Genomic DNA, 24866 nt, shown 5'->3' with positions numbered 1-24866 from the left:
TAAAAATTATAGGGTTTAATGAGGGACTGTTTTTTAAACAATTAAAATGTAGTTAAACATGCTCTATTATTGATTTTTAAATACTGATTTTCAATTAATTAAATATTTTATTGTTTAAAAAAAAGTAGTGACTTTGTAGTGAAAAAAACGGGTTTTCATGCATTTTTTAAACGAATTGTAAATCACAGCTTCAAAACTACCGTAATTATATAATTCACAATTATTATTAATTTATTTTACACAAAACATAAAATAAAATTACGAAAAAAGATGAAATTAAAAAATATTTTGAAAAAATTATTTCACTGAGTATCAAGCCTCTTTTATGTCAAAAAAAACAAAAAAACAAGGTTTTAACAGCGTAAAAAAGGCTCAAAAAAGGATTCATTTCGTATTTAAATCAGCTTTTCATTAGTATTACTATTAAACTATTTTTTAAATTGAAAAAAAGTTGAAAATTGAAACAATAAAAGCCTTATTACCCAAATACAATGACTGAATCACTAACTGCTTTACATATAATTTACAGTTGATACTAAAATTCACTTAAGAAAAAAATAGTAAGTTGACTGAATATGGACAAAAAAAAGAGGCTATCTCACAAAAATGAGATAGCCTCTTGAACCAATATAGTCAGACTATAGCAACCTTCACTATATTAACCAACTACTATTCTACTTTATTAATTACTTTTTTCGATTATACTAATTGCGTATCCTCCTGCAGGTACTGACAATTGGCTCAACTTCGTTTTATTAGTCACATTCATTTTTCGAATTGTGTACGCCTGTGGATTTGTTTTGTAATGAGCATTTTTTGCATCAGCATAAATTGTAGCTTCATATTTTTTACCTTTTTCAAGGAAATCAAAACTTATGGTAGATGTACGAGCAGTTTCGCCATTTACATTACCAACAAACCAATTATTAGTCCCCTTAGCTTTTCTGGCAACAGTAATATATTCTCCTGGTTCAGCTTCTAAATATCGGCTATCACTCCAATCTACTGCCACGTCTTTAATAAATTGAAAAGCATCTGGAAAACGGTTGTAATTCTCAAGTAAATCGCCCGCCATTTGTAAAGGGCTATACATTGTAAGATACAATGCTAATTGATTAGCCAACGTACTGTTTATGTGAGAAGTGTTTTCAGGATTAAGTTTGCTAATATCCATTTCAAAAATTCCAGGAGTATAATCCATTGGCCCACCAATTAAACGAGTAAAAGGAAGAATGGTAACGTGATTAGGTTTAGACCCTCCAAATGCTTGATATTCTGTACCTCTAGCCGATTCATTTCCGATTAAATTTGGATAGGTTCTGCAAATTCCTGTTGGACGAATTGCTTCGTGTGCATTCACCATTATTTTATAATCGGCAGCTTTTTCTACAGCATATTGGTAATGATTTACAATCCATTGGTTGTAATGATTTTCACCACGTGGAAGAATTGGGCCTACATAGCCACTTTTTACTGCATCATAACCATTGTCTTTCATAAACTGATACGCTTTATCCATGTGGCGTTCGTAATTACGCGTAGAACCTGAAGTTTCATGATGCATAATCATTTTAATTCCTTTTGATTTGGCATATTCGTGAATCCCTTTTACATCAAAATCCGGATAAGGAGTCACAAAATCAAAAACATAATCTTTAGAATGACCAAACCAATCTTCCCAGCCTTCATTCCAACCTTCAACAAGAACAGCGTCAAATCCATTTGCGGCAGCAAAATCAATATGTTTTTTTACATTAGCGGTATTAGCACCGTGTTTACCATTTGGTTTTGCTTTGGAAAAATCAGTTACTCCTAACTCAACAGTTGGATATTCATCTGTATAAGCCCAAGTACTTTTTCCGGTGATCATTTCCCACCAAACGCCAATATATTTTACCGGTTTAATCCAAGAAGTATCTTCAATTTTACATGGATCATTAAGATTTAAAGTCATTTTTGAAGCCAAAATTTCTCTGGCATCATCACTAACCATTACAGTTCTCCAAGGCGTTTTACAAGGCGCCTGCATATAGCCTTTATCACCTTTAGCGTCAGGGGTTAACCATGATTCGAAAACCATATTTTTGTCATCCAAATTCAAGTGCATACATGAATAGTTGATTAATGCTGCTTCATGTAAGTTGATGTATAATCCATCGGCAGTTTTCATCATCAAAGCTGTTTGCACACCAGTAGGCGAAAAGGATTGTTGAGATACATTCTCGGTAGTGGCTTTTTGAGTCAGACTTCTGATTTCAGATAATTTTGAAGTAGTATAATCATACTCTTGCGTATCGTAATCTCCAGGGATCCAAAAAGCAGTATGATCGCCATTCATTGCAAACTGACTACGTTCTTCTTTAATAACAAAATAAGTCAGATTCTTTTGTAAAGGGAATTCATAACGGAATCCTAAACCTTCATTAAACAGACGAAAACGAATAATTATTTGTCTGTTAGTTGCTTTTTGATTTAAGGTCACTGCCAATTCGTTATAGTGATTACGAATACTGGCCACTTCACCCCAAACCGGTTTCCAGGTTTCATCAAAAGTAGTAGTCTTTGAATCAACAATTGTAAAATCATTTAATAATGATTTGGAATCATTTTTCAGTTCCAAACCTAATTTACTTGGTTTTATTACTACTTTACCTTTGTAATTCAAGCTGTAACTTGGTGTACCATCACTTTGCAAAGAAAATTCCATTTGCAATTTTTGATTGGGCGATTTTAGCTGTTGTGCTACAACACTATTGAATGCAACACACAACAGGGTTAATAAAAAGAATTTTTTCATTTTTGGTTGAGTTAATAATTAATACTATGCTTTGATAAATCTTAGCTAACCAAAATTATATTGATTTTATCCTGCATATTTTCATTAACTAAATTTGGTAGTTCAAAACTACCAAAACAAAACATAAAAAACTAATTATAAATTATTTATATTTTTAATTCACAAAAAAAAAGTAGTACTTCTGTAGTATAAAAAAACAGCCTCAATACCCTAAAAAGGCAATGAGGCTGCAATAAAAAAACAATTTATTATTTATTTGTCCCTATCCGCATCACATTTGCTTCAAACTCATCACGAGGTCCCAAAGCTTTGTTTCTTAATTTAGTCCTGTAATTATAAATGGTAGACAAAGAGTAACGTAAAAATTCAGCTATTTTAGCACTATCGGATATTCCTAAACGAATCAAAGCAAAAATTCGTAATTCTGTATTCATTAATTCTCCCGGCTTTAATTTAATATCTTCATTATCTGTCAATAAACTATTAAATTCTTCAATAAAATCAGGAAAAAGCAATAAAAATGTTTTGTCAAAATTATGATAGAATTCTTTTAATTCTTCTTCAATAAATTCTTTTGATTTTATGGCTTTTACAAGCTCGCCTGTTTTTCCACTCGAAACAATTACGTTTAATTTTCGTCGGTATTCGTCTAATTTACTGATATAGACCGAACACTGATCCATATATCTGCCAATATATATTTCTTTTACCAAATTAGCTTCTTTGAGCGTATTATTAGTTTCATTGAGTTTTTCATTAAAAAGATGCAATTCATTATTCAATGTGATTAATTGGCCATTTGCCGAACTAATTTCCTGTTTTGCTCTTGATAATTTTTTCATTTGTTTAAATAACATAAACAAAACAACCATTAAAAACAATGACAAAATACTGGCACTAACCAAAAAGACAGTTAATTGCTTGTTATTGGTATCGTTTTGTTTTTGATAGGCCTCATTAATAATAGGGAGCATTCGCGATATTTCATACGTTCGCAAACGTGCATTGCAAAAAGAGCATCTTCTAAAGAACGTTTGATATACTTATATGCCCTATCAATATCTCCTTCTTTATACATAATAAATGCTAGTGAACGAAGGGAGATATATTCTTTCTTTTCTAACTGTAAATCATGTATTGCCGAAATAATAAGCCATTTTTTTTCCTGATCAAAATCTTTTTTGCGCTGGTAAGCCTCAGAAATCATATAAGCTACAACTGATTTATCAGGATTATTATTATTCATTTTTGGAAAATAAGACTCCAAATCACGAAGCATTTCATCATATTTTCCTTGTTGAAAAAATTTATTAGACTGAGTTATAATGTATGAACCTGAATTAACCGGATCATATTTAAAAATAGAATCGCGAAATTGCTTGGTTAACTGCACATATTTGTCTTTTTCCTGCTTAGAAGCAGCATATTCAGACATGTAGAGATAAACTGAACTATTTACCCCATAATAAAAACTTTTGATTTCAGGAGTTGAACTAATATCTAAATTAGTTAGTATTTCTGTTGCCTCCTTATACATACCTAAAGTCCCCATAATAGAGGATAAATTAAGCTTTGAGGTATTAATCTTTGTTAAATCTTTTAATGTATTAGCGACTACAAGACTTTTTCGGGCATAGTTTAAGGCCGAATCCGATTGATACGCTCTATATTGATTATACAATTTCTCATAAATTTCATACTTATGTACATTTGAAGTAGTTAGTTTTAATAAACTTCTTAATTTATTAATTTCAACTTCTTTTCTTTTATGATACAATTCGCTCTTATCAATTGTAGTATCTAATTCATTTAACAATGAGTCAATTTCAACTTGAGAATACAAAAAGAATGGAGAAAAAACAATAAGGATTACCGTCCAGAATTTACACATTGTAATGAGTTTAGATTTGAGTTTAGCAGAACTAATTTATTAAATATTTTATTCATAAATGCATTTTTAAAGATCAAAAATCATTTCTGAATAATAAAACTAATCCTTTATTTTTAAAAAATTATTTTACTATAAATATAAATAGAACTTAAAAAAGATAAGACAGCATAATAGACCCATAAAAATAACCTATGTTTCTATGAAATTTCACTTCTTTTCCTCTATAGACAAAAGCATAGGATAGATTCCAATTGTTTTTTCGGTATCTTAAACCAGCCTCACCATTAAATCGAAAAGGCTTAATATCAAAAGTTACTGGACTATCATTATTAAAAAGGCCGCCTTGAATTGTTGCATCGTAAAACTGAACATTGAACGAAGGTACCATGTAAAAATAAAACTCTGTTTCATTTAAACTCTTACCCCTACTTATGGAAGCACCGTAAAAATTGGAATCAGAAATTGGCAACAATTTTTTAAATCCAATTCTAGCAACAACAGTTGTTGAAAGGGAGTTAAATACGGTACCTATTTTAGCCTCAGATTGCCAATTAAAATCAAAAGTATTGTTTTGGATTGAATGCAAAATTGGCTTTGAATAAATCCCGTATAGCTGGATTCCTAAATCATTTTTAATTTGATAATCCCATTCTTCAAAAGAAGTATAATGAAATAATTTATGTGTACCGGATTGAACTCGATCAGCATAAGAATTAGGACCTATAAAACCTATTTGAACATATTTTTTTAAAACAGATTGATTAGTATAAAATAGCGAATTCCCATATTCTCCAAAAAGATAACCTGCAAAAGGCCGGTCAACCTTTTCTTCTTCATCAACATAAATTTTTCTGGGCATGTACATAAATTGCCCTATTCGAAACTCATTTATTTTTTTAATTAGTGCCGGATTTTCCTTTTTAGACAGATACCTATAAAATAGTTGTAGTCCATTAGTATAATATTGATCGTTCTTTGAAGAAGTGTACAAATCATTATCTGTAATTAGACCCAATTCAACAGTAGCATTTTGACCCGTTAACCGGATCGACAACAAAAGAAAAAAGGAAATAAAAAGAAATCGATTCAATCGCATTAATATTCAATTTTTCCCACCGTTCTCATAACACGCATGATTTTATCTTTGCGTCTATTAATATAAGAGGAAGAACTTGTTGCTGTAAACTTTCTAGGATTAGGTAATATTGCAGCTATTCCTGCCGCTTGTTTTCGGGTTAAATTAGCTGCATCCTTTCTGTACCAATATTGTGCTGCAGCTTGGGCGCCATAAATTCCGTCGCCCATTTCAATACTGTTTAAATAAACTTCCATAATTCGCTCCTTACCCCAAATTAACTCAATCAAAACAGTAAAATAAGCTTCGAGACCTTTTCGCAAATAACTTCTGCCTTGCCATAAAAAAACATTTTTTGCCGTTTGCTGCGAAATCGTACTTCCTCCCTTTATTCTTCGGCCTCTTTCGTTATTCTTGTATGCTTTTTGCATGGCTTTAAAATCAAAACCATTATGATGAACAAACAAGCCATCTTCACTCGCGATAACCGCCTTTTGTAAATTTACCGAAATATTTTCTAGAGGTTCCCAATCGTGATTGAGATAAACAGGTTTTCCTGCCACTTTATTCTCTATAGCGCGTATAAGCATCAAAGGAGTAAAAGGAACTGGAACAAACTTGAACAACACCACTAAAAAAAGGGAAAGCCCCACAAACCATAAAATACATTTAAATATAAAAACTCTCAATCGTGTCATAATACTAGTGGAACCCTTTTTTACAGGTTTTTTTGAATTGGATTTTGAAGTGACTTTTGTCGCCATTTATAATAAATCAAATTTTTTATAAAAGTAAAAAAAATTGTTCCAGTTATTAAAATATAACTTGATTTATCTGATTCGTATTAAAATTAGAATTGGTATTTTTAAAACAATAAAAATAATTGTTCATAATGAAAAAAATAGTTCATATAACACTGATAATAATGAGTTTAAATGCCATTTCACAAAACACAATGTCACCAGAATTACTATGGAAACTAGGAAGAATAACTACTTTAGGTATTTCTAAAGACGGAAAAAATGTAATTTATGAGGTTCATATTCCTTCTATTGAAGAAAATAAATTGAATTCTAAATATTATTCTTTGCCTTTAAATGGTGGAAATCCAATTAATATTGAATCACCAGATGACTATTTGAAAAACAAAAACATCTCTCCAGATGGCAAATACATTGTTTACAATGAAGAGGTAAAAATTGACAAAGTTCACGGAAAAGATTTTTATCCAGAGCTTGAAAAATCAAATGCACAAATTTATAATGGTCTAGATTACCGCCATTGGGACAAATGGAACGAAGGCAAATTTAATCATGTTTTTTACAAAGAAAACAAGGAAGGTTCTATAGGAATTGATGTCCTAAAGGGAGAAAATTTTGATAGTCCACAAAAACCTTTTGGTGGAGACGAAGATTATATTTGGTCTCCAGACAGCAAAAGTATTTTATATGTATCCAAGAAAAAATCAGGAACAGCTTATGCTACCAGTACTAATACTGACATTTACCAATACCATTTAGATACAGGAAAAACAATTAATATAACCGAAGGTAATTTAGGTTACGACACCAATCCTACTTTTTCACCAACAGGAAATTTAACTTGGTTACAAATGAAACGTGATGGATATGAATCGGATAAAAAAGATATTATTGTTAATCACAAAGGAATGAATATCAACTTAACAACTAATTGGGATGGAACAGTTGAAAGCTTTATTTGGAGCACCGATGGCAAAAAAGTATATTTTAATGCCGCTACTGACGGAACAATCCAGTTATTTGAAGTTGATTTCCCTGGTTTAAATAAAAAAATTCCAGTTGTTAATCAATTAACCAATGGTGATTTTGATATTACTGGATTAGTTGGTTTTTCAGGTGATGCGATAATTGTTACCCGAAGTGACATCAATCACGCTTCCGAAATTTTTTCATACAATCTAAAGAAAAAAACTTGGCTACAATTATCAAATGTAAATACGGATACCTATAAATCTTTAGCGCTAAGCAAAACCGAAAGAAGATATGTAACCACAACTGACGGTAAAAAAATGTTAGTTTGGGTTGTATTTCCACCCAATTTTGATGCTTCCAAAAAATACCCAACATTACTATATTGTCAAGGTGGACCACAATCGGCATTAACGCAATTTTATTCTTTCCGTTGGAATTTTCAATTAATGGCAGCCAACGGTTACATCGTAGTTGCACCAAATCGTCGTGGAATGCCAGGACATGGAGTAGCATGGAACGAGCAAATAAGCAAAGACTGGGGCGGACAAGTTATGGACGATTACCTTTCGGCTATTGATGATGTAGCCAAAGAAAAATATGTTGACAAAAATCGTTTAGGATGTATTGGCGCCAGTTATGGCGGTTATTCCGTATTTTATTTAGCCGGAATTCACAATAATCGATTCAAAACTTTTATTGCCCATGACGGGGTCTTTAATACCCAAAGTATGTTTGGAACTACCGAAGAGGTGTTTTTTAATAATTGGGATTTTGGTGGAGCTTATTGGGAAAAAGATAATGTTGTAGCTCAAAAGGCCTACACAATATTTAATCCGATTAACAACGTAGAAAAATGGAATAGACCAATATTAATTATTCAAGGAGGAAATGACTTTAGAGTACCTATTGGTCAAGCACAGGAAGCATTTCAAGCAGCACAATTGCGAGGAATAAAAAGTAGATTATTGTATTTCCCCGAAGAAAATCACTGGGTTTTAAAACCTCAAAATGCTTTAATTTGGCAAAAAGAATTTTACAAATGGCTAAACGAAACCTTAGAAACGTTAAAAAATAATTAATGATTGTCGCTATTTTCCACATTTTCCTTTAATTTGCTCGCAAATATTCAAGCAAAATTAAAAATCATGCAAAAAGCTCCTCTTAAAAAAATCTTTATCGCTTCAACATTTATGTTGGCTTTAAACAGCATTTCGGCTCAAGATAATCTTGTGAATTCACTTCGAGTAAATGCTAGCACTAACAGCAAAGAAAGTTTCAAATTTACAGACATTATTAACCTAGCAAATACTTCAGTAAAAAATCAAGGTTCGTCAGGAACTTGCTGGAGTTACAGTACCAATTCATACCTTGAATCAGAAATGATCCGTTTAGGCAAACAACCTGTAGAATTATCACAACTATTTTCGGCTAGAAATGCCTATATCGAAAAAGGTAAAAATTATGTTCGAATGCACGGAGCTGTTTCGCTAGGTGAAGGAGGAGAGCCTCATGATGTAATAAACATGTATGCTAAATACGGTGCAATGCCACAAGAAGCCTATACAGGATTAAATTATGGCACTTCTAACAACAAACTTGCAGAAATGAGTGCTATTGCAAAAGGAGTATTAGAAGCAGTTGTTAAAAACCCTAACGGAGATCTAACACCTAACTGGGAAAAAGCATATACTGCAGTTATTGATTCCTATTTAGGATCAGTTCCTGAAACTTTTACTTATAAAGGTAAAAGCTATTCACCTAAATCATTTGCAAAAGAAGTTGTGGGTATAAATCCAAGTGAATACATTGAAATCTCTTCTTTTACAGATGCTCCTTATTATGAGAAAACCATGTTAATGGTTCCTGACAACTGGGCATTTAATCAAATTTACAATGTAAAAATCGATGATATGACTACCATTATTGATAATGCGTTGAAAAAAGGATATACTGTTGCTTGGTGTGCTGATGTAAGTGAAAAAAGCTTTAGCTGGAAAAATGGTGTTGCATTTGTTCCATCAAAAGAATACAGTGAAATGAGCAATCAAGAAATTGGTAGTATGTTTGTGGGACCTAAACCTGAAATGGAAATCACTCCTGAATTACGTCAAAAAGCATTTGACAATTATCAAACTACCGATGACCATGCTATGCATATTGTAGGACTTTCAAAAGATCAAACAGGAAAAGAATACTACATAGTTAAAAATTCTTGGGGAGCAACGAATGATTACAAAGGGTATTTATATGTAACTAAAAACTATGTAAAATATAAAACTACCGCTTTCTTAGTAAACAAAGGAGGAGTTCCAAGTGAAATTGCCAAAAAATTAGGAGTATAATATACAGCCTGTCAAGTCCTGAAAAAATAATACAGGATTAACAAAACGTACAATTTTTAAACAGTAGTAAGCTCTGGTTTACTACTGTTTTTTTATTAATTCTTAAAAACCGAAAACATTAGTTATAAAATTAAACCATTAAGAAGTTAAGTCTCATTAAGCATTTTCTTAAATCTCTTAATACCTTAATGGTTTAACTAAATTAAAGCATAAAAAAACCTCACTTTTCAGTGAGGTTTTTTTATGTAAATATAAACTTAATTATTCTGGATCATTCATTTTGAACGTTTCCATAAATGCTGTGGTATAATCTCCCGCAATATAGCGTGGATCATCCATTAATTGTCTATGGAAAGGAATCGTAGTTTTGATACCTTCAATTACGAATTCATCTAATGCTCTTCTCATTTTACTAATTGCTTCTTCACGTGTTTGTGCTGTAGTAATTAATTTAGCAATCATCGAATCATAATTAGGCGGAATTGTATAACCTGAATATACGTGAGTATCTAAACGAACTCCGTGACCACCTGGCATGTGCAAAGTAGTTATTTTTCCAGGTGAGGGTCTAAAATCATTGTATGGATCTTCAGCATTGATACGACACTCGATAGCGTGTAATTGTGGCATATAGTTTTTACCAGAAATTGGAATTCCTGCAGCAACCATAATTTGCTCACGAATTAAATCGTAATCAATAACTTGTTCTGTAATTGGATGTTCTACTTGAATACGAGTATTCATTTCCATAAAGTAGAAATTACGGTGTTTATCAACTAAGAACTCAACGGTTCCTGCACCTTCATATTTAATATATTCAGCTGCTTTTACTGCTGCCTCACCCATTCTTTGACGTAAATCGTCAGTCATAAATGGAGAAGGAGTTTCTTCAGTTAATTTTTGGTGACGTCTTTGTACAGAACAATCTCTTTCAGAAAGGTGACAAGCTTTTCCATAAGCATCCCCTACAACTTGGATTTCGATATGACGTGGTTCTTCAATTAATTTCTCCATGTACATTCCGTCATTTCCAAAAGCAGCTGCCGCTTCTTGACGAGCACTTTCCCATGCTTTATGAAGATCTTCTTCTTTCCAGATAGCACGCATTCCTTTTCCACCACCACCAGCAGTAGCTTTCATCATAACAGGATAACCTATTTCACTAGCTACTTTTTTAGCTTGCTCATAAGATTCTAAAATCCCTTCTGAACCGGGAACACATGGTACACCAGCTTCAATCATAGTTGATTTTGCAGAAGCTTTATCTCCCATTCTGTCAATCATTTCAGGAGCAGCTCCAATGAACTTAATTCCGTGTTCTTGACAAATTTTTGAAAACTTTGAGTTTTCAGAAAGGAAGCCATATCCTGGATGGATTGCATCAGCATTAGTAATTTCTGCTGCAGCAATAATATTTGACATTTTCAAATAGGATAAGTTGCTTGGTGCAGGTCCAATACAAACCGCTTCGTCAGCAAACTTTACATGCAAACTTTCTGCATCAGCAGTAGAGTAAACAGCAACTGTTTTAATACCCATTTCCTTGCATGTTCTAATTACACGAAGTGCAATTTCTCCTCTATTTGCAACTAATATTTTTTTAAACATCTTTTAAAAGTTAGAAGTTAGAAGTTAGAAATCAGAAGTCAAGAATGCTATCAACTTAAATCTAAATATTCATCAAATTCAAATCAGCAATCTAAAATCTGTAATCTAAAATCTTAAATTTATGATGGATCTACTAAGAATAATGGTTGATCAAATTCTACTGGCGACATGTCATCAACTAAAATTTTAACAATTTTTCCAGAAACTTCAGATTCGATTTCGTTAAATAATTTCATTGCCTCAACAACACAAAGCACATCTCCTTTTCCAATAGAAGTACCTACTTCAACAAAAACAGGTTTGTCTGGAGATGGTTTTCTATAAAAAGTTCCAATCATTGGAGACTTGATAGTAATATATTTAGATGAATCATCTGCTGCTGGAGCTGCTGCAACTGGAGCCGTTGGAGCTGCTGCTGCTGGAGTAGCTATAATTTGTTGTACTGGTGCTTGAGCTGGCAATTGTTGAACATAAGTTGGCTCAGGAGTAGTACTTTCTAATACAGTTCTAATGGTAATTTTAACATCATCCATTTCTAACTTTACCTCAGCAACACCAGAGTTGGATACAAATTTGATTAGGTTCTGAATTTCTTTTAAATCCATAATATTTGTGATTTTAGTTTAATTTTTATTTCTTGTCGTATGCCCATTTTAGATAGATAGAACCCCAAGTGAATCCTCCTCCAAACGCAGCAAAAATAATAGTATCTCCTTTTTTAAACAAATGTTCGAAATCATTTAATACTAAAGGTAAAGTTGCCGAAGTAGTATTTCCATACTTTTCAATATTCATCAAAACCTTAGACTCTTCTAAATTCATTCGACTTGCAGTAGCATCGATAATGCGTTTATTAGCTTGATGGGGTACTAAAAAAGCAACATCTTCATTTGTTAGATTGTTTCTTTTTAAAATTTGCTCACTAGCATCAGCCATATTAGTAACAGCATATTTAAATACTGTTTTCCCATCTTGTCTTATACTGTGTCTTTTTTCTTGAACTGTTTCAATCGTGGTAGGATTAAGTGATCCACCGGCATCAATTTTTAAGAAATCGCGACCAATACCGTCACTTCTTAAATATTCATCTTGCAATCCAAGTCCTTCGTAATTAGGTTCGAACAACACAGCTCCTGCACCATCACCAAAAATAATACAGGTTGTTCTATCCGTATAATCTACAATTGACGACATTTTATCGGCACCAATAAGCAATACTTTTTTATATCTTCCTGATTGAATGTAAGCTGAAGCCGTTGACATTCCATATAAGAAACTAGAACAAGCTGCTTGTAAATCATAAGCAAAAGCATTTGTAGCACCAATTTGAGTTGCTACATAAGCCCCTGTTGCTGAAACTTGCATATCAGGAGTTGCTGTTGCCATTAATACTAAATCAATTTCTAAAGGATCAATATTCGCTTTGGCAATTAAGTCTTGAGCCGCTTTGATAGCCATAAAAGAAGTTCCTTTATCAGCATCTTTTAAAATTCTTCTTTCTTTTATTCCTGTACGCGAAGTTATCCACTCGTCGTTTGTGTCAACCATAGTTTCTAAGACCTGATTGGTTAGCACAAAATCTGGAACATACGCTCCAACTGCAGTTATTGCGGCCGTAATTTTATTCATTATTCTTCGGATATTTTTCCTTCTATTTTCACACAGAAGAAAACATTTTAAAAGGGGTTAAAAATACAAAAAAATCTAATCCCTTCATCTTTAAAAACTTCTTATTTAACGAAAATCACAAACAACAAAAAACTCTCACAAAATGTGAGAGTTCATGTATTTTCTATTAAAATATATTAAGCAAAAGTAGCCTCAGACTTATCAATAACTACTTGTCCTCTGTAATACATTTTACCTTCATGCCAGTAAGCTCTGTGGTATAAGTGAGCCTCTCCTGTAACAGGACAAGTTGCGATTTGTGCTACTGTAGCTTTGTAATGTGTTCTTCTCTTATCTCTTCTTGTTTTAGAGGTCTTTCTTTTAGGATGTGCCATTTTACTATATTATTTATCCGTTAATAGTTGCTTTAATTTGTCCCAACGCGGGTCTATATTCTCTTCTTTAATCTCTTTTTTCTCTACTTCTTTTACTTTTAATTCATTCAGTTTCTCTAAGGCTTCGGTTTTTAAACTTCCGTCTTTAACACCTGGATGAACGCGTTTTAGAGGTACCGAAAGGACAATCATTTCATAAATATATTGCACTATATTTATTTCAAATTCCCCAAAAGGCAAAATCAGCAATTCTTCATTATCATCATTAAAAGTCTCACCAAAACGGACAATCAACTTCATTTTACCTTTGATTGGCAAATCAAAATCTTCCCCAGTTACATCACAAGGTACATTCACAGTCCCTTTGTGTTTGAAACTTAACTCAAGCATATTGCTTTTTTTCTCCAAAACAACAGATACTTTAATATCCGAATTTTGAAATTCGTCATACTCAAATATCTCAAAGAACGCATTATCAATCTGATATTCAAAATGATGTTTCCCTAGCTTTAAGCCCACGAAAGGAATTAAAAATTCTTTTGTCCTATTCATTTCAACAAAATTTTGCCCGTAACTTCGGGAGTGCAAAGATATAAAATTATTGTAAATCCAATAACCTTATTAATCTTTTTTTATTTACATTTATTTTTCCTTTACTTTTAACGGATTCTCAACCATTTCTTGATACTGAATCCTTGAACGATAGACATCTATCGCCAAATAAACCGCTTCTTTAAAAGAATTAAAATCAGCGATTCCTTTGCCTGCAATATCATAGGCTGTTCCATGATCTGGAGACGTTCTAACCTTATTCAAACCTGCTGTAAAATTCACCCCTTTACCAAAAGACAAGGTCTTAAACGGAACCAAACCTTGGTCATGATACGTCGCAATAACAGCATCAAATTTCTCATAATGCCCACTTCCAAAAAAACCATCTGCAGGAAAAGGACCAAAAACCATAGTGCCCGCATCAAATAATTTTCTCAAAACCGGACGAATCAACTCTTCATCTTCTTTCCCAATAACACCTCCATCCCCACAATGTGGATTTAATCCTAAAACTGCAATTTTAGGTTGATTGATACTAAAATCACGAATCAACGATTGCTTTACTGTATTAATTTTTTTATGATCAAATCTTCCGTCAAACGAGAAGCCACTTGATTAATTGGCACATGATCCGTTAAGAGCCCTACTCTCAAATTATCCTGAACCATAAACATCAAAGCATCACCTTCTAATTTCTGATCCAAATAATCGGTATGACCTGGAAACTTAAAATCTTCCGACTGAATATTATATTTATTTATTGGTGCAGTCACTAAAACATCGACCAAATCTTCCTTTAAAGCTTTTGTTGCCGCAACAAAGGATTTTATGGCATATTCACCTACCTTATCATCATTTGTCCCTAAATTCAAATCAACTCCTTCTTTCCAAACATTCAACACATTGATTTTCCCTGGAACAATTTGATCTAACTTATCAATCCCATGAAGACCAACCGTAAGTTCTAAATTTCTTTTTATAAATGACAAAATCTTTACATTAGCAAAAATAACTGGCGTACATAGTTCTAACATTCGAACATCTTCAAATGTTTTAAGAATAACCTCGCTTCCAATACCATTTAAATCTCCAATCGAAATTCCTACGATAATATTTTCTGCTTTTTTAATCATACCCACAAGTTTTTATTGCTAATTTTGAAGTGCAAATTTAGTAAAATAAAACAAGAATGTTTACAGGAATCATAGAAACACTTGGAACTATCCAAGAAATAAAAAAAGAAAAAGACAATATTCACGTTACAATAGATTCTTCTATCACAAACGAACTAAAAATAGACCAAAGTGTCGCTCATAACGGAATCTGCTTAACAGTTGTAAAAATTCAAGACTCACAATATACGGTTACCGCAATTGACGAGACCATTAAAAAAACCAATTTAGGAGATTGGAAAGTAGGTGATCTTGTAAACCTAGAAAGAGCGATGAAATTAGGCGATCGTTTAGACGGACATATTGTTCAAGGACATGTAGATCAAACCGGAATTTGCAAATCCATTTTAGAAACTAATGGGAGTTGGCTTTACACATTTGAATATGACGACAAACTAAACAATTTGACCATCGAAAAAGGATCTATCACAGTCAATGGGGTGAGTCTAACAGTAGTAAACTCTCAAAAAAAAGAATTTAGTGTAGCAATTATCCCTTACACTCACGAACACACTAACTTTAAAAATTTTGAAGTAGGTTCAAAAATCAATCTTGAATTTGATGTTATTGGAAAATATGTTTCTCGCCTTTACACAAATAAACTATAAAAAATAAACGCTCGAATTACATCGAGCGTTTATTTTTTTACTATCGAAAAATAAATTTTTAACAAACCATACAATAGAGCACCGACAAATAAAAACAAAAGATTATCATTTACAGGTAATCCGGGAGGAGGCGGAACAGGAGGAGGCGGTCCACCCCCTTGAGCAACTACCTCGAAACCCAAAATCAAAAAAACAAACAATAAACACTTATTTAGCATTTTCCTCATAACATCATAAAAAATGTTCGGATTTTACAAGAAAAAATATTTTTATTTGTCTATTCATACTTAAACTCCAAACATAAAAAACAAAGGTATAGCATTTAACCGAATATATTACAATAGAAAAATCCTTTACAAAGTTAATTTTAAAGGGATTTCATCGATAATTCACCTATTTTGTAAATTATATTTCACATTTTTAAAAAAATTACTCTTAACTTAAATGACAATAAAGTTTATCAAAAATGGAATTTCACAAAACAAAAAAGCCTCTACATTGCTGCAAAGGCTTGGTTTTAAAAGTGGTCCCACCTGGGCTCGAACCAGGGACCACCTGATTATGAGTCAGGTGCTCTAACCAGCTGAGCTATAGGACCGGTTAAGAGTTTGCAATATTACTACTATTTTTTGGTTGCTCCAAATATTTTTAGCTTAGTTTTTTACCTTAGAATTAATTATTAATAATCAAAAAATCAAAAACATTGATTATGAGATTTATATCGTTTGACACAATTCTATCAAAACACCATTAGTGGTTTTAGGATGCAAAAAAACAACCCATTTATTATCGGCCCCTTTCTTTGGAACTTCATTTAAAACAACAAAACCTTCCGCTTTTAACCTTTGCACCTCATCGTTGATATTAGTAACCTCAAAAGCAATATGGTGTATACCTTCTCCTTTTTTTTCTAAAAATTTTGCTATCGAACTCTCCTGATTTGTTGCTGCTAAAAGTTCAATTTTATTGGCATCTGTTTTAAAAAAAGAAGTCAAAACTCCTTCGCTTTCTACTTCTTCAAACTTATATGGCGAAACTCCAAATAGTTTTTCAAACAAAGCATTCGAAACATCAATATCTTTAACAGCAATTCCTATATGATCTATTTTTTTCATTTAAATTAAAATTAAAAAACGCTTTTCACTAAATCTAATACCGTTTATAGTTTAAAGATAATCATTATCCAGCTGAGAGAATCTTAATAAATCAATAAAAAGTTTTAATTCCAGTAATTATAATCGTTATTTTGTAACTTCTAAATTCAGAATTACATGTTGAAAGACAAATTAAAATACATCTCATTATTATTAATTATTATCTTGGCTAGTTGCGCCAAAAGAGGCAGCATTACTGGAGGACTAAAAGATACCATTGCTCCAACTTTAAGAACGAGTTTCCCAGAGAATTTCAGCACTAATTTTAATGCAAAACAAATCAAATTAGAATTTGATGAAATTGTTATTCTTAAAGGCTTAAAAAAACAATTGGTCATTTCACCTCCAATGAAAAACGAACCACTTATTTTGCCCACTACAGCAAGTCAAAAAATCACAATTAAAATTAATGATACTTTACAACCTAACACAACCTATAGCTTTAACTTTGGACAAAGCTTAACCGACAATAATGAAGGTAATCCACTTAACCAATTTAAATATGTGTTTTCAACAGGAAATTATATTGATTCCTTAGCTATTGGAGGTAAAGTAAAATATGCATTTGAGAAAGAACCTGAATCCTTTATTTCAGTAATGCTTTACGAAGTAAACGACACCTACAACGACTCTATCATTTACAACCAAAAAGATTCTGGAGGAAAAATCCCAGGACCAAGATATATTACCAATACCCTTGATAGCTTAAAAACATTCCGATTAGAAAATTTAAAAGCGGGTAAATACCGATTAATTGCTATAAAGGACCTAAACAACAACAATAAATTTGATCCAAAAACAGAAAAAATTGGATTCATCAAAGATTATATCTCGGTTCCCAATGACACCTTATACGAAATCGAACTTTTTAAAGAGGACATCCCCCTTAAAGTTTTTAAACCTACTCAAGAAGCAGCTAATAAATTATTCTTAGGTTATGAAGGAACTATAAACGAAGCAAAAGACGTCCCTAAAGTTGTTTTAAAAAATAAAAATGAAATCATAGAAAGTATTGTAACCAAATTACCCAAAAAAGATTCATTACAAATTTGGTTCAAACCTTTAAAAACAGATTCTTTAAAAGTTGATGTAAACAAAGATGCTTTCAACAAAAATTTTGCTTTAAAATTTAAAAATCAAAAGAAAGACACCCTAACTATTAACTCTGTTAATCCTACTAATTTTTATGATTCTTTTGCTTTAGAAGCTACTACTCCATTAGTAAAATTTGATGAAACAAAAATAAAATTGATTAATAAAGATTCCGTTCCGGTTAAATTCACAACCAAATATGACGCTTTTAATCAAAAGTTATTTTTTGATTTTAAGAAAGAACCAGAAGACAAATACTCCTTTCAGATTCTCCCTGGTGCAATGACCGATTTTTTTGAACGCACTAATGACACATTAAGTTATCAAGTTAGCACGAGAAAATTAGAAGAATACGGTAACTTGAAAGTTAAATTGGAAAACGTAAAACGTTATCCAATTATACTTGATTTAATAGATTCTAAAAGCGATGTAGTTACTACGCAATACCTTGAATCTTACCGTGAAGTAGACTTCAATTTATTGAATCCCGCTATTTATGGTCTTCGAATAATTTACGATGATAATAAAAATAAAAAATACGACTCTGGTAATTTTATAGAGAAAAGAAACTCCGAAGAAGTCATCTATTATTCAAAAGAAATTGAAAATGTTAGACCAAATTGGGATGCCATTGAAACTTTTGATGTTAGCATTCCTTATAGCCCTCCACCCAAAGAAAATAAACTAAAGCCAAAGAAAAAACAATACTAACACAATTGAAAAGCATCTTTATCATTCAGGAAACCAAAAGAATTCCTAGCTGATAGCATTTTATCACGATCTAAACGAATCACAAAAACATTTTCGGTTTCTTGTGGTTCCAACTCATAATTACCCAGAAAACCGATTACTTGTGAGTGCCCCACATATTGATGCTGATTATCATCTACACCAACGCGATTCACCGCTACCACATAACTCATATTTTCGATGGCACGTGCTTTTAACAAAGTATCCCAAGCTTGAATTCTTTTTTCAGGCCAGCTCGCTACATACAAAAGCAAATCGTAATTTTCTACATTTCTGGAAAATACCGGAAAACGCAAATCATAACACACCATCGGACAAATTTTCCAACCCAAATAATCGACAATTAATTTTTTATTCCCTGCTGTATACACTTTTTCTTCCCCAGCCAGCGTAAACAAATGTCTCTTGTCGTAGTGTTCAATGTCACCTGAAGGAAACACAAACAACATTCGATTATAAAAATTCCCTGATTCCTCAATTACCACACTCCCTGTTATAGCCGTTTTTTTAGCTTTCGCCAAAGATTGCATCCACAGCAGAGTTTCTCCTTGCATGCTTTCAGCTACTGCATTAGGATTCATCGTAAAGCCTGTCGTAAACATCTCAGGGAGCACAACCAAGTCAACTGACTCATTGATTTCATTGATTTTATTTTCGAAAATATCTAGATTAGCTTTAGGATTTTCCCAAATTAGATTGGATTGAATAAGTGCTATTTTCATATTAAATCGTTTGCTGCTTCACAAAGATACGCAAAGCCAAAAAGAGATTCACAAAGATTTGAAACAAACAAAAAACGTCCCAATTTTTTAGGACGTTTTTGATATAATATAGTCGAAAGTATTATCCTTTCAAGCTAGCTGAAAGATATTCTCTGTTCATACGAGCAATGTTCTCTAATGAAATTCCTTTAGGACATTCGATTTCACAAGCTCCTGTATTCGTACAGTTACCAAAACCTTCTTCATCCATTTGTTTAACCATGTTCAATACACGGTCAGCAGCTTCTACTCTACCTTGTGGTAACAAAGCATATTGAGAAACTTTAGCCGAAACGAATAACATAGCTGAAGAGTTTTTACATGTAGCCACGCAAGCTCCACATCCAATACAAGTTGCAGCATCAAACGCTTTATCAGCATCATCTTTGTTTACCGGAATCGTGTTAGCATCAATAGTATTTCCAGAAGTATTTACCGAAATAAATCCTCCTGCGTGTTGGATTCTATCAAAAGAACTTCTGTCAACAACTAAGTCTTTTACCACTGGGAAAGCTGCGGCACGGAAAGGCTCGATAGTGATAGTATCTCCGTCTTTAAACATACGCATGTGTAATTGACAAGTAGTTACTCCTCTATCTGGTCCGTGTGCTTCACCGTTAATAAATAAAGAACACATTCCGCAAATTCCTTCACGACAGTCGTGGTCAAAAGCTACTGGTTCTTCACCAGCATTGATTTGTTGTTCGTTGAATACATCAAGCATTTCAAGGAATGACATATCAGGTTCAATTCCGTCGATTTTATAATCGACCATTCTCCCTTTATCTTGAGCGTTTTTTTGACGCCATATTTTTAATGTAAGTTTCATTTTCTCTAAGTATTAAGTATTAAGAAATAAGTATCAAGACTTTCTCTGAATACTATTTATAACTACGTTGTACTAATTTAATGTTCTCGTAATTCAACGGCTCTTTGTGAAGTACCGCATCACTTGGTTTTCCTTTGTATTCCCAAGCAGCAACATAAGCAAAGTTTTCGTCATCACGAAGTGCTTCCCCTTCTTCTGTTTGATATTCTTCACGGAAGTGACCTCCACAAGACTCATTACGGTGTAAAGCATCTTTGGCGAATAATTCTCCTAACTCTAAGAAATCGGCAACACGAATTGCTTTTTCTAATTCTTGGTTGAATTCTTTATCTGTTCCGGGTACTTTTACATCTCTATAAAACTCTTCACGTAAAGCAGCGATTTCTTCGATTGCTTCTTTTAATCCTTTTTCGTTACGAGCCATACCTACTTTGTTCCACATAATTTTTCCTAATTTTTTGTGGAAGTGATCAACTGAATGTTTACCATCATTATTGATAAATTTAGCAATCAAATCTTTTACAGATTTCTCAGCCTCTTCAAATTCAGGTCTATCTGTAGAAATAGGTCCCATTTTGATATCTGGTGCTAAGTAATCACCAATTGTGTATGGCAATACGAAATAACCATCAGCTAAACCTTGCATCAAAGCAGAAGCTCCTAAACGGTTCGCTCCGTGATCAGAGAAGTTAGACTCTCCAATTGAGAAACAACCAGGAATTGTAGTCATTAAGTTATAATCAACCCATGTTCCACCCATTGTATAGTGAACCGCAGGGTAAATCATCATTGGCGTAGTATATGGATCTTCGTCAACGATTTTGTAATACATTTGGAATAAGTTTCCGTATTTACTTTTTACAATTTCAGTACCTAATTTAGTTACTAAAGCATTGTCATTAGCATCTAAACCTTTTACATAAGCCGCTTCTTTTCCGTAACGTTGAATAGCTGCAGCAAAATCTAAGTAAACTGCCTCACCTGTTTTGTTCACACCAAAACCAGCATCACATCTTTCTTTAGCAGCACGAGAAGCAACGTCACGAGGTACTAAGTTACCAAACGCTGGATATCTTCTTTCCAAGAAATAATCTCTGTCTGCTTCAGGAATATCAGTTGCTTTTTTCTTTCCTTCGCGGATAGCTTGTGCATCTTCTAATTTAGCAGGAACCCAGATACGTCCGTCATTACGTAACGACTCTGACATCAACGTTAATTTTGATTGGTGGTCACCTGAAACCGGAATACATGTTGGGTGAATTTGAGTATAACAAGGGTTTGCAAAGAAAGCTCCTTTTTTATGAATTTTCCATGCTGCAGTAGCATTAGAACCCATTGCGTTAGTTGATAAGAAGAATACGTTTCCGTAACCTCCAGAAGCAATAACAACAGCGTGAGCTGAATGTCTTTCGATTTCTCCAGTAATTAAGTTACGAGCAATGATACCTCTTGCTTTTCCGTCAATTTTTACTAATTCAAGCATTTCGTGACGGTTATACATTTTGATTTTTCCACGACCAATTTGACGGTTCATTGCAGAATAAGCTCCTAACAATAATTGTTGCCCTGTTTGACCTTGTGCGTAAAATGTACGAGAAACCAAAGTTCCTCCAAAAGAACGGTTATCTAATAATCCACCATATTCACGAGCCAATGGCACCCCTTGAGCCACACATTGGTCAATAATATTAGCAGAAACTTCAGCCAAACGATACACGTTTGCCTCACGAGCACGATAATCTCCTCCTTTTACAGTATCGTAAAACAATCTGTAAACTGAGTCACCGTCTCCTTTATAATTTTTTGCTGCGTTGATACCCCCTTGTGCTGCAATAGAGTGCGCACGACGAGGTGAATCTTGGAAACAAAATGCTTTTACGTTATATCCTAATTCTGCTAAAGTAGCAGCTGCAGAACCTCCAGCCAATCCTGTCCCAACAACAATAATATCTAAATTACGTTTGTTAGCAGGGTTTACTAAATTAATATGATCTTTATAATTTGTCCATTTGTCCGCAATTGGACCATGTGGAATTTTTGAATCTAATGCCATTATAATTGAATATTAATGATTGAAATGATGAAATAATGCAATAAACACGAATCCTAAAGGAACGATTACTGAAAACCATAATCCGAAGTTTTTCATTCCTTTAGTATATTTATTATTTTGTCCGACAGATTGGAAAGACGAACTGAATCCGTGACGCAAGTGTAAAGACAATAAAATAAATGATAAGCTGTACAAAGCTGTACGAACTGGGCTTTCAAACTTGTGTACTAATTCAGGAAAATAACGAGTCTCGTCTGCAGCATTGAATTCTACATATTTGTATACAATTTCTGGAACCCAAAAATCATAAAAATGCAATCCTAAAAACGCTAAAATAACTGATCCTGAAATAATCATGTTACGTGACGCCCAACTTGCATTTGCAGCACCATTGTAGCTAGCGTACCCAATAGGTCTTGCTTTTTTGTTTTGAATATCCAATACAAATCCCATGATGAAGTGAAAAACAACACCTATAATAAGGATTGGCTGAATAACAAACTGAACCAAAGGATTCAATCCCATGAAATGAGAAATCGAATTAAAAACATCAGCACTAAAAACTGACATCATATTAATAAAAAAATGCTGCGCTAAAAACAACATCAAAAAAAGTCCTGAAAGTGCCATAGCTACTTTTTTTGCTATTGACGATTTCAATAATCCAGATTTTGCCATAATATTTTAGAATATAATTTAAAAAAGTACACAAAAATAAAGTAATTAGCAACGAACTACAACCTTTTCGTTCTTATTTAGAAACATTATAAAGTTGTCAATAAAAAAAGTACAGACACTTATAAAAACAACCATAAAACACTTAATAACAATTAGTTAATTAAAAAATACAAAAAAACAGACAGAAAAACACTGCTAAAAAAAGAATTGCAAATCCACAGTAAAAAGCCTAAAAAAAACAGATTTAATAATTTTTATATTCTTTTGCTTTAAAATCAACAAAAACACAAATTCCAACTATTTTGTGTTGATAAAGAAACTGAATTTCTAAAACGGGATTTTATCTTTGCATTTTCAAAAAAACTGGAAATGAAAACAGGAATTGACGCACTATCTTTTGATGTAGCCAAACTACATTTACCCATAAAAACATTGGCAGAAGCCAGAAAAATAGAGCCTGAAAAACTAGAAAAAGGTTTGGGATTACTCAAAATGACTTTAACAGATGCGCACCAAGACAGCGTTGTTTTGGCAGCAAATGCTTTAACCAAATTAATTACAGACCACAACCTTAATCTTAACGAAATAGCCCGAATTTATGTAGGCACCGAAAGCGCTATTGACAATGCCAAACCTATCGGTTCCTTCCTTATTGATTTAATGGAGCAAAAATTTAGCGAAAACACCTTAGCCGAATGCGACGTGGTCGATTTTACATTTGCTTGTATCGGCGGTGTAGATGCCATGCAAAATTGCCTTGACTTCATCCGTTTAAATCCAGACAAAAAAGCGATTGTTGTTACAACTGATATTGCTAAATACGATTTGAACTCTACTGGCGAATACACGCAGGGAGCTGGAGCAATGGCGATGTTGATTACTACTAACCCAAGAATTATTGCTTTTGAAAATAATTGGGCTACCAATACCAAAGGTGTTTTCGACTTTTTCAAACCACACCGAACAATTTCTAAGGAAGCCATCACTGGAAATACAAACAACGAAGCTTGGTTTGATAATCTGGAAGCCGAAATCGAAATCCACAAAGACCAACCCGTTTTTGACGGACAATATTCGAATCAGTGTTATATGGACAGAACCCGAAACGCATATTTTTCGTTTAAAAAATTAAAAAAGACTTCAGAAACCTTATACCAAAGTTGGAATAGCATTATCATGCACTTGCCTTATTCCTTCCAAGGGAGACGTATGTTATCTGAAATCTATGCTTTGGATGCCCAAAATTCAATAATTTCAGGAAATGAAACTCCGGCAGAGTACCAAAACAAGCTAAAAGAAACTAGCAAAACGGCCGAATACAAAACTTTTGTGGATGAAAAATTAATGCCTGCCGAATTGGCCTCTTCTTTGATTGGTAATCTTTATACTGGATCTATTTTTATGGGATTCCTTTCTACTTTGTCCCTTTTTTATAATACGAATAAAGAAATTACTGGAAATACTTTTGGATTCCTAGCCTATGGAAGTGGATCTAAATCTAAAGTTTTTGAAGGAATTATTCAAGACCAATGGAAAGAAGCTTTAGCTAATGTAAAACTATTTGAAACCTTAGATCAAAGTTTCGAAATTAACTTTGAAACTTATGAAAAACTCCATAAAAAAGAACAAAAACAAAGTATTCAAACTCCAAAAAACGAATGGATTTTAGATCGAATCGAATCTGAAAATACAAATTTATTAGGAGCTCGTTACTACAAATGGGTAAATTAAAAATTTTCCAAAACACATATTCAAGCCGAAAGAATCG

General features: G+C 32.9%; 18 protein-coding genes, 1 tRNA gene and 2 pseudogenes. 5 read left to right on the top strand and 16 right to left on the bottom strand.

Going from position 1 to position 24866, the window contains the following annotated elements; genetic code table 11:
* Positions 1-682 precede the first annotated feature (682 nt).
* The 4 genes and pseudogenes from P5P90_RS10495 to mtgA all read right to left on the bottom strand — a co-directional run bounded on the left by P5P90_RS10495 (position 683) and on the right by mtgA (position 6527).
* Positions 683-2797: a glycoside hydrolase family 97 protein gene (locus P5P90_RS10495; RefSeq protein WP_278034641.1), complete on the bottom strand. Its 2115-nt coding sequence runs from the start codon at positions 2795-2797 to the stop codon at positions 683-685.
* A 248-nt stretch (positions 2798-3045) separates the two neighbouring features.
* Positions 3046-3875, bottom strand: a pseudogene (locus P5P90_RS10490) (DUF6377 domain-containing protein).
* 961 nt (positions 3876-4836) lie between these two features.
* Positions 4837-5784, bottom strand: a complete 948-nt coding sequence (locus tag P5P90_RS10485; protein ID WP_340696397.1) for a lipid A deacylase LpxR family protein — start codon at positions 5782-5784, stop codon at positions 4837-4839.
* Positions 5784-6527 carry a monofunctional biosynthetic peptidoglycan transglycosylase gene (gene mtgA, locus P5P90_RS10480; protein ID WP_278034639.1) on the bottom strand — a complete coding sequence of 248 codons (744 nt, stop codon included), beginning with the start codon at positions 6525-6527 and terminating at the stop codon, positions 5784-5786. Before mtgA ends, P5P90_RS10485 begins: the two co-directional genes overlap by 1 nt.
* Before the next feature lie 128 nt (positions 6528-6655).
* Here mtgA and P5P90_RS10475 point away from each other — a divergent pair, with 128 nt between their 5' ends.
* Both P5P90_RS10475 and P5P90_RS10470 read left to right on the top strand, forming a co-directional pair.
* Complete coding sequence (locus tag P5P90_RS10475) at positions 6656-8575, top strand: S9 family peptidase (RefSeq protein ID WP_278034638.1); 1920 nt, start codon at positions 6656-6658, stop codon at positions 8573-8575.
* A 66-nt stretch (positions 8576-8641) separates the two neighbouring features.
* Positions 8642-9838 (top strand): C1 family peptidase, encoded by a 1197-nt coding sequence (locus P5P90_RS10470; RefSeq protein ID WP_278034637.1) that lies wholly within the window; start codon positions 8642-8644, stop codon positions 9836-9838.
* Between the two features lie 261 nt (positions 9839-10099).
* On the opposite strand, the gene accC is transcribed toward P5P90_RS10470, so the two are convergent.
* The 6 genes and pseudogenes from accC to pdxA all read right to left on the bottom strand — a co-directional run bounded on the left by accC (position 10100) and on the right by pdxA (position 15134).
* Complete coding sequence (gene accC / locus P5P90_RS10465) at positions 10100-11446, bottom strand: acetyl-CoA carboxylase biotin carboxylase subunit (protein WP_278034636.1); 1347 nt, start codon at positions 11444-11446, stop codon at positions 10100-10102.
* Between the two features lie 119 nt (positions 11447-11565).
* Positions 11566-12051, bottom strand: coding sequence for an acetyl-CoA carboxylase biotin carboxyl carrier protein (gene accB, locus P5P90_RS10460; RefSeq protein WP_278034635.1), 486 nt, complete (start codon positions 12049-12051; stop codon positions 11566-11568).
* Positions 12052-12076: 25 nt separating this feature from the next.
* The gene (locus P5P90_RS10455; RefSeq protein WP_278034634.1) at positions 12077-13075 is read right to left on the bottom strand and encodes a beta-ketoacyl-ACP synthase III; all 999 of its coding nucleotides are present in this window, start codon (positions 13073-13075) and stop codon (positions 12077-12079) included.
* A gap of 176 nt (positions 13076-13251) precedes the next feature.
* Positions 13252-13449 carry a 50S ribosomal protein L32 gene (gene rpmF / locus P5P90_RS10450; protein ID WP_026715365.1) on the bottom strand — a complete coding sequence of 66 codons (198 nt, stop codon included), beginning with the start codon at positions 13447-13449 and terminating at the stop codon, positions 13252-13254.
* Between the two features lie 9 nt (positions 13450-13458).
* Positions 13459-14001: a YceD family protein gene (locus tag P5P90_RS10445; protein ID WP_278034633.1), complete on the bottom strand. Its 543-nt coding sequence runs from the start codon at positions 13999-14001 to the stop codon at positions 13459-13461.
* A gap of 90 nt (positions 14002-14091) precedes the next feature.
* Positions 14092-15134 (bottom strand): annotated as a pseudogene (gene pdxA, locus P5P90_RS10440) (4-hydroxythreonine-4-phosphate dehydrogenase PdxA).
* 56 nt (positions 15135-15190) lie between these two features.
* On the opposite strand from pdxA, the gene P5P90_RS10435 reads away from it, so the two are divergent.
* Positions 15191-15781, top strand: a complete 591-nt coding sequence (locus P5P90_RS10435) for a riboflavin synthase (RefSeq protein ID WP_278034632.1) — start codon at positions 15191-15193, stop codon at positions 15779-15781.
* A gap of 524 nt (positions 15782-16305) precedes the next feature.
* On the opposite strand, the gene P5P90_RS10430 is transcribed toward P5P90_RS10435, so the two are convergent.
* Both P5P90_RS10430 and mce read right to left on the bottom strand, forming a co-directional pair.
* Positions 16306-16379, bottom strand: a tRNA-Ile gene (locus P5P90_RS10430).
* A 118-nt stretch (positions 16380-16497) separates the two neighbouring features.
* Positions 16498-16896, bottom strand: a complete 399-nt coding sequence (mce, locus tag P5P90_RS10425; RefSeq protein WP_278034631.1) for a methylmalonyl-CoA epimerase — start codon at positions 16894-16896, stop codon at positions 16498-16500.
* Between the two features lie 156 nt (positions 16897-17052).
* On the opposite strand from mce, the gene P5P90_RS10420 reads away from it, so the two are divergent.
* Positions 17053-18738, top strand: a complete 1686-nt coding sequence (locus P5P90_RS10420; protein ID WP_278034630.1) for an Ig-like domain-containing domain — start codon at positions 17053-17055, stop codon at positions 18736-18738.
* Here P5P90_RS10420 and P5P90_RS10415 read toward each other — a convergent pair.
* From P5P90_RS10415 to P5P90_RS10400, 4 genes are all read right to left on the bottom strand, one after another.
* Positions 18735-19499 carry an amidohydrolase gene (locus tag P5P90_RS10415; RefSeq protein WP_278034629.1) on the bottom strand — a complete coding sequence of 255 codons (765 nt, stop codon included), beginning with the start codon at positions 19497-19499 and terminating at the stop codon, positions 18735-18737. The genes P5P90_RS10420 and P5P90_RS10415 overlap by 4 nt on opposite strands.
* Before the next feature lie 121 nt (positions 19500-19620).
* On the bottom strand, positions 19621-20367 hold the full coding sequence (locus P5P90_RS10410; protein WP_278034628.1) for a succinate dehydrogenase/fumarate reductase iron-sulfur subunit: 747 nt from the start codon (positions 20365-20367) through the stop codon (positions 19621-19623).
* 52 nt (positions 20368-20419) lie between these two features.
* A complete protein-coding gene (locus P5P90_RS10405) occupies positions 20420-22420 on the bottom strand; it encodes a fumarate reductase/succinate dehydrogenase flavoprotein subunit (RefSeq protein WP_278034627.1) in 2001 nt (666 codons plus the stop codon).
* A gap of 12 nt (positions 22421-22432) precedes the next feature.
* Complete coding sequence (locus P5P90_RS10400) at positions 22433-23098, bottom strand: succinate dehydrogenase cytochrome b subunit (RefSeq protein ID WP_278034626.1); 666 nt, start codon at positions 23096-23098, stop codon at positions 22433-22435.
* Positions 23099-23467: 369 nt separating this feature from the next.
* Between P5P90_RS10400 and P5P90_RS10395 the strand changes: the two genes are divergently transcribed.
* The gene (locus P5P90_RS10395) at positions 23468-24829 is read left to right on the top strand and encodes a hydroxymethylglutaryl-CoA synthase family protein (RefSeq protein ID WP_278034625.1); all 1362 of its coding nucleotides are present in this window, start codon (positions 23468-23470) and stop codon (positions 24827-24829) included.
* Positions 24830-24866: the final 37 nt, after the last annotated feature.

This window comes from Flavobacterium nitratireducens, assembly GCF_029625335.1.
In the GTDB taxonomy this organism is placed as follows: Bacteria; Bacteroidota; Bacteroidia; order Flavobacteriales; family Flavobacteriaceae; genus Flavobacterium; species Flavobacterium nitratireducens.
The sequence above is the reverse complement of the archived record's forward strand: the minus strand, read 5'-3'. Positions and strand labels throughout refer to the sequence as shown.

Bases quoted from the DNA above. Each gene is read 5' to 3' on its own strand.
- P5P90_RS10495 (WP_278034641.1), bottom strand. From the start codon at position 2,797: ATGAAAAAATTCTTTTTATTAACCCTGTTGTGTGTTGCATTCAATAGT.
- P5P90_RS10485 (WP_340696397.1), bottom strand. From the start codon at position 5,784: ATGCGATTGAATCGATTTCTTTTTATTTCCTTTTTTCTTTTGTTGTCG.
- mtgA (WP_278034639.1), bottom strand. From the start codon at position 6,527: ATGGCGACAAAAGTCACTTCAAAATCCAATTCAAAAAAACCTGTAAAA.
- P5P90_RS10475 (WP_278034638.1), top strand. From the start codon at position 6,656: ATGAAAAAAATAGTTCATATAACACTGATAATAATGAGTTTAAATGCC.
- P5P90_RS10470 (WP_278034637.1), top strand. From the start codon at position 8,642: ATGCAAAAAGCTCCTCTTAAAAAAATCTTTATCGCTTCAACATTTATG.
- accC (WP_278034636.1), bottom strand. From the start codon at position 11,446: ATGTTTAAAAAAATATTAGTTGCAAATAGAGGAGAAATTGCACTTCGT.
- accB (WP_278034635.1), bottom strand. From the start codon at position 12,051: ATGGATTTAAAAGAAATTCAGAACCTAATCAAATTTGTATCCAACTCT.
- P5P90_RS10455 (WP_278034634.1), bottom strand. From the start codon at position 13,075: ATGAATAAAATTACGGCCGCAATAACTGCAGTTGGAGCGTATGTTCCA.
- rpmF (WP_026715365.1), bottom strand. From the start codon at position 13,449: ATGGCACATCCTAAAAGAAAGACCTCTAAAACAAGAAGAGATAAGAGA.
- P5P90_RS10445 (WP_278034633.1), bottom strand. From the start codon at position 14,001: ATGAATAGGACAAAAGAATTTTTAATTCCTTTCGTGGGCTTAAAGCTA.
- P5P90_RS10435 (WP_278034632.1), top strand. From the start codon at position 15,191: ATGTTTACAGGAATCATAGAAACACTTGGAACTATCCAAGAAATAAAA.
- mce (WP_278034631.1), bottom strand. From the start codon at position 16,896: ATGAAAAAAATAGATCATATAGGAATTGCTGTTAAAGATATTGATGTT.
- P5P90_RS10420 (WP_278034630.1), top strand. From the start codon at position 17,053: ATGTTGAAAGACAAATTAAAATACATCTCATTATTATTAATTATTATC.
- P5P90_RS10415 (WP_278034629.1), bottom strand. From the start codon at position 19,499: ATGAAAATAGCACTTATTCAATCCAATCTAATTTGGGAAAATCCTAAA.
- P5P90_RS10410 (WP_278034628.1), bottom strand. From the start codon at position 20,367: ATGAAACTTACATTAAAAATATGGCGTCAAAAAAACGCTCAAGATAAA.
- P5P90_RS10405 (WP_278034627.1), bottom strand. From the start codon at position 22,420: ATGGCATTAGATTCAAAAATTCCACATGGTCCAATTGCGGACAAATGG.
- P5P90_RS10400 (WP_278034626.1), bottom strand. From the start codon at position 23,098: ATGGCAAAATCTGGATTATTGAAATCGTCAATAGCAAAAAAAGTAGCT.
- P5P90_RS10395 (WP_278034625.1), top strand. From the start codon at position 23,468: ATGAAAACAGGAATTGACGCACTATCTTTTGATGTAGCCAAACTACAT.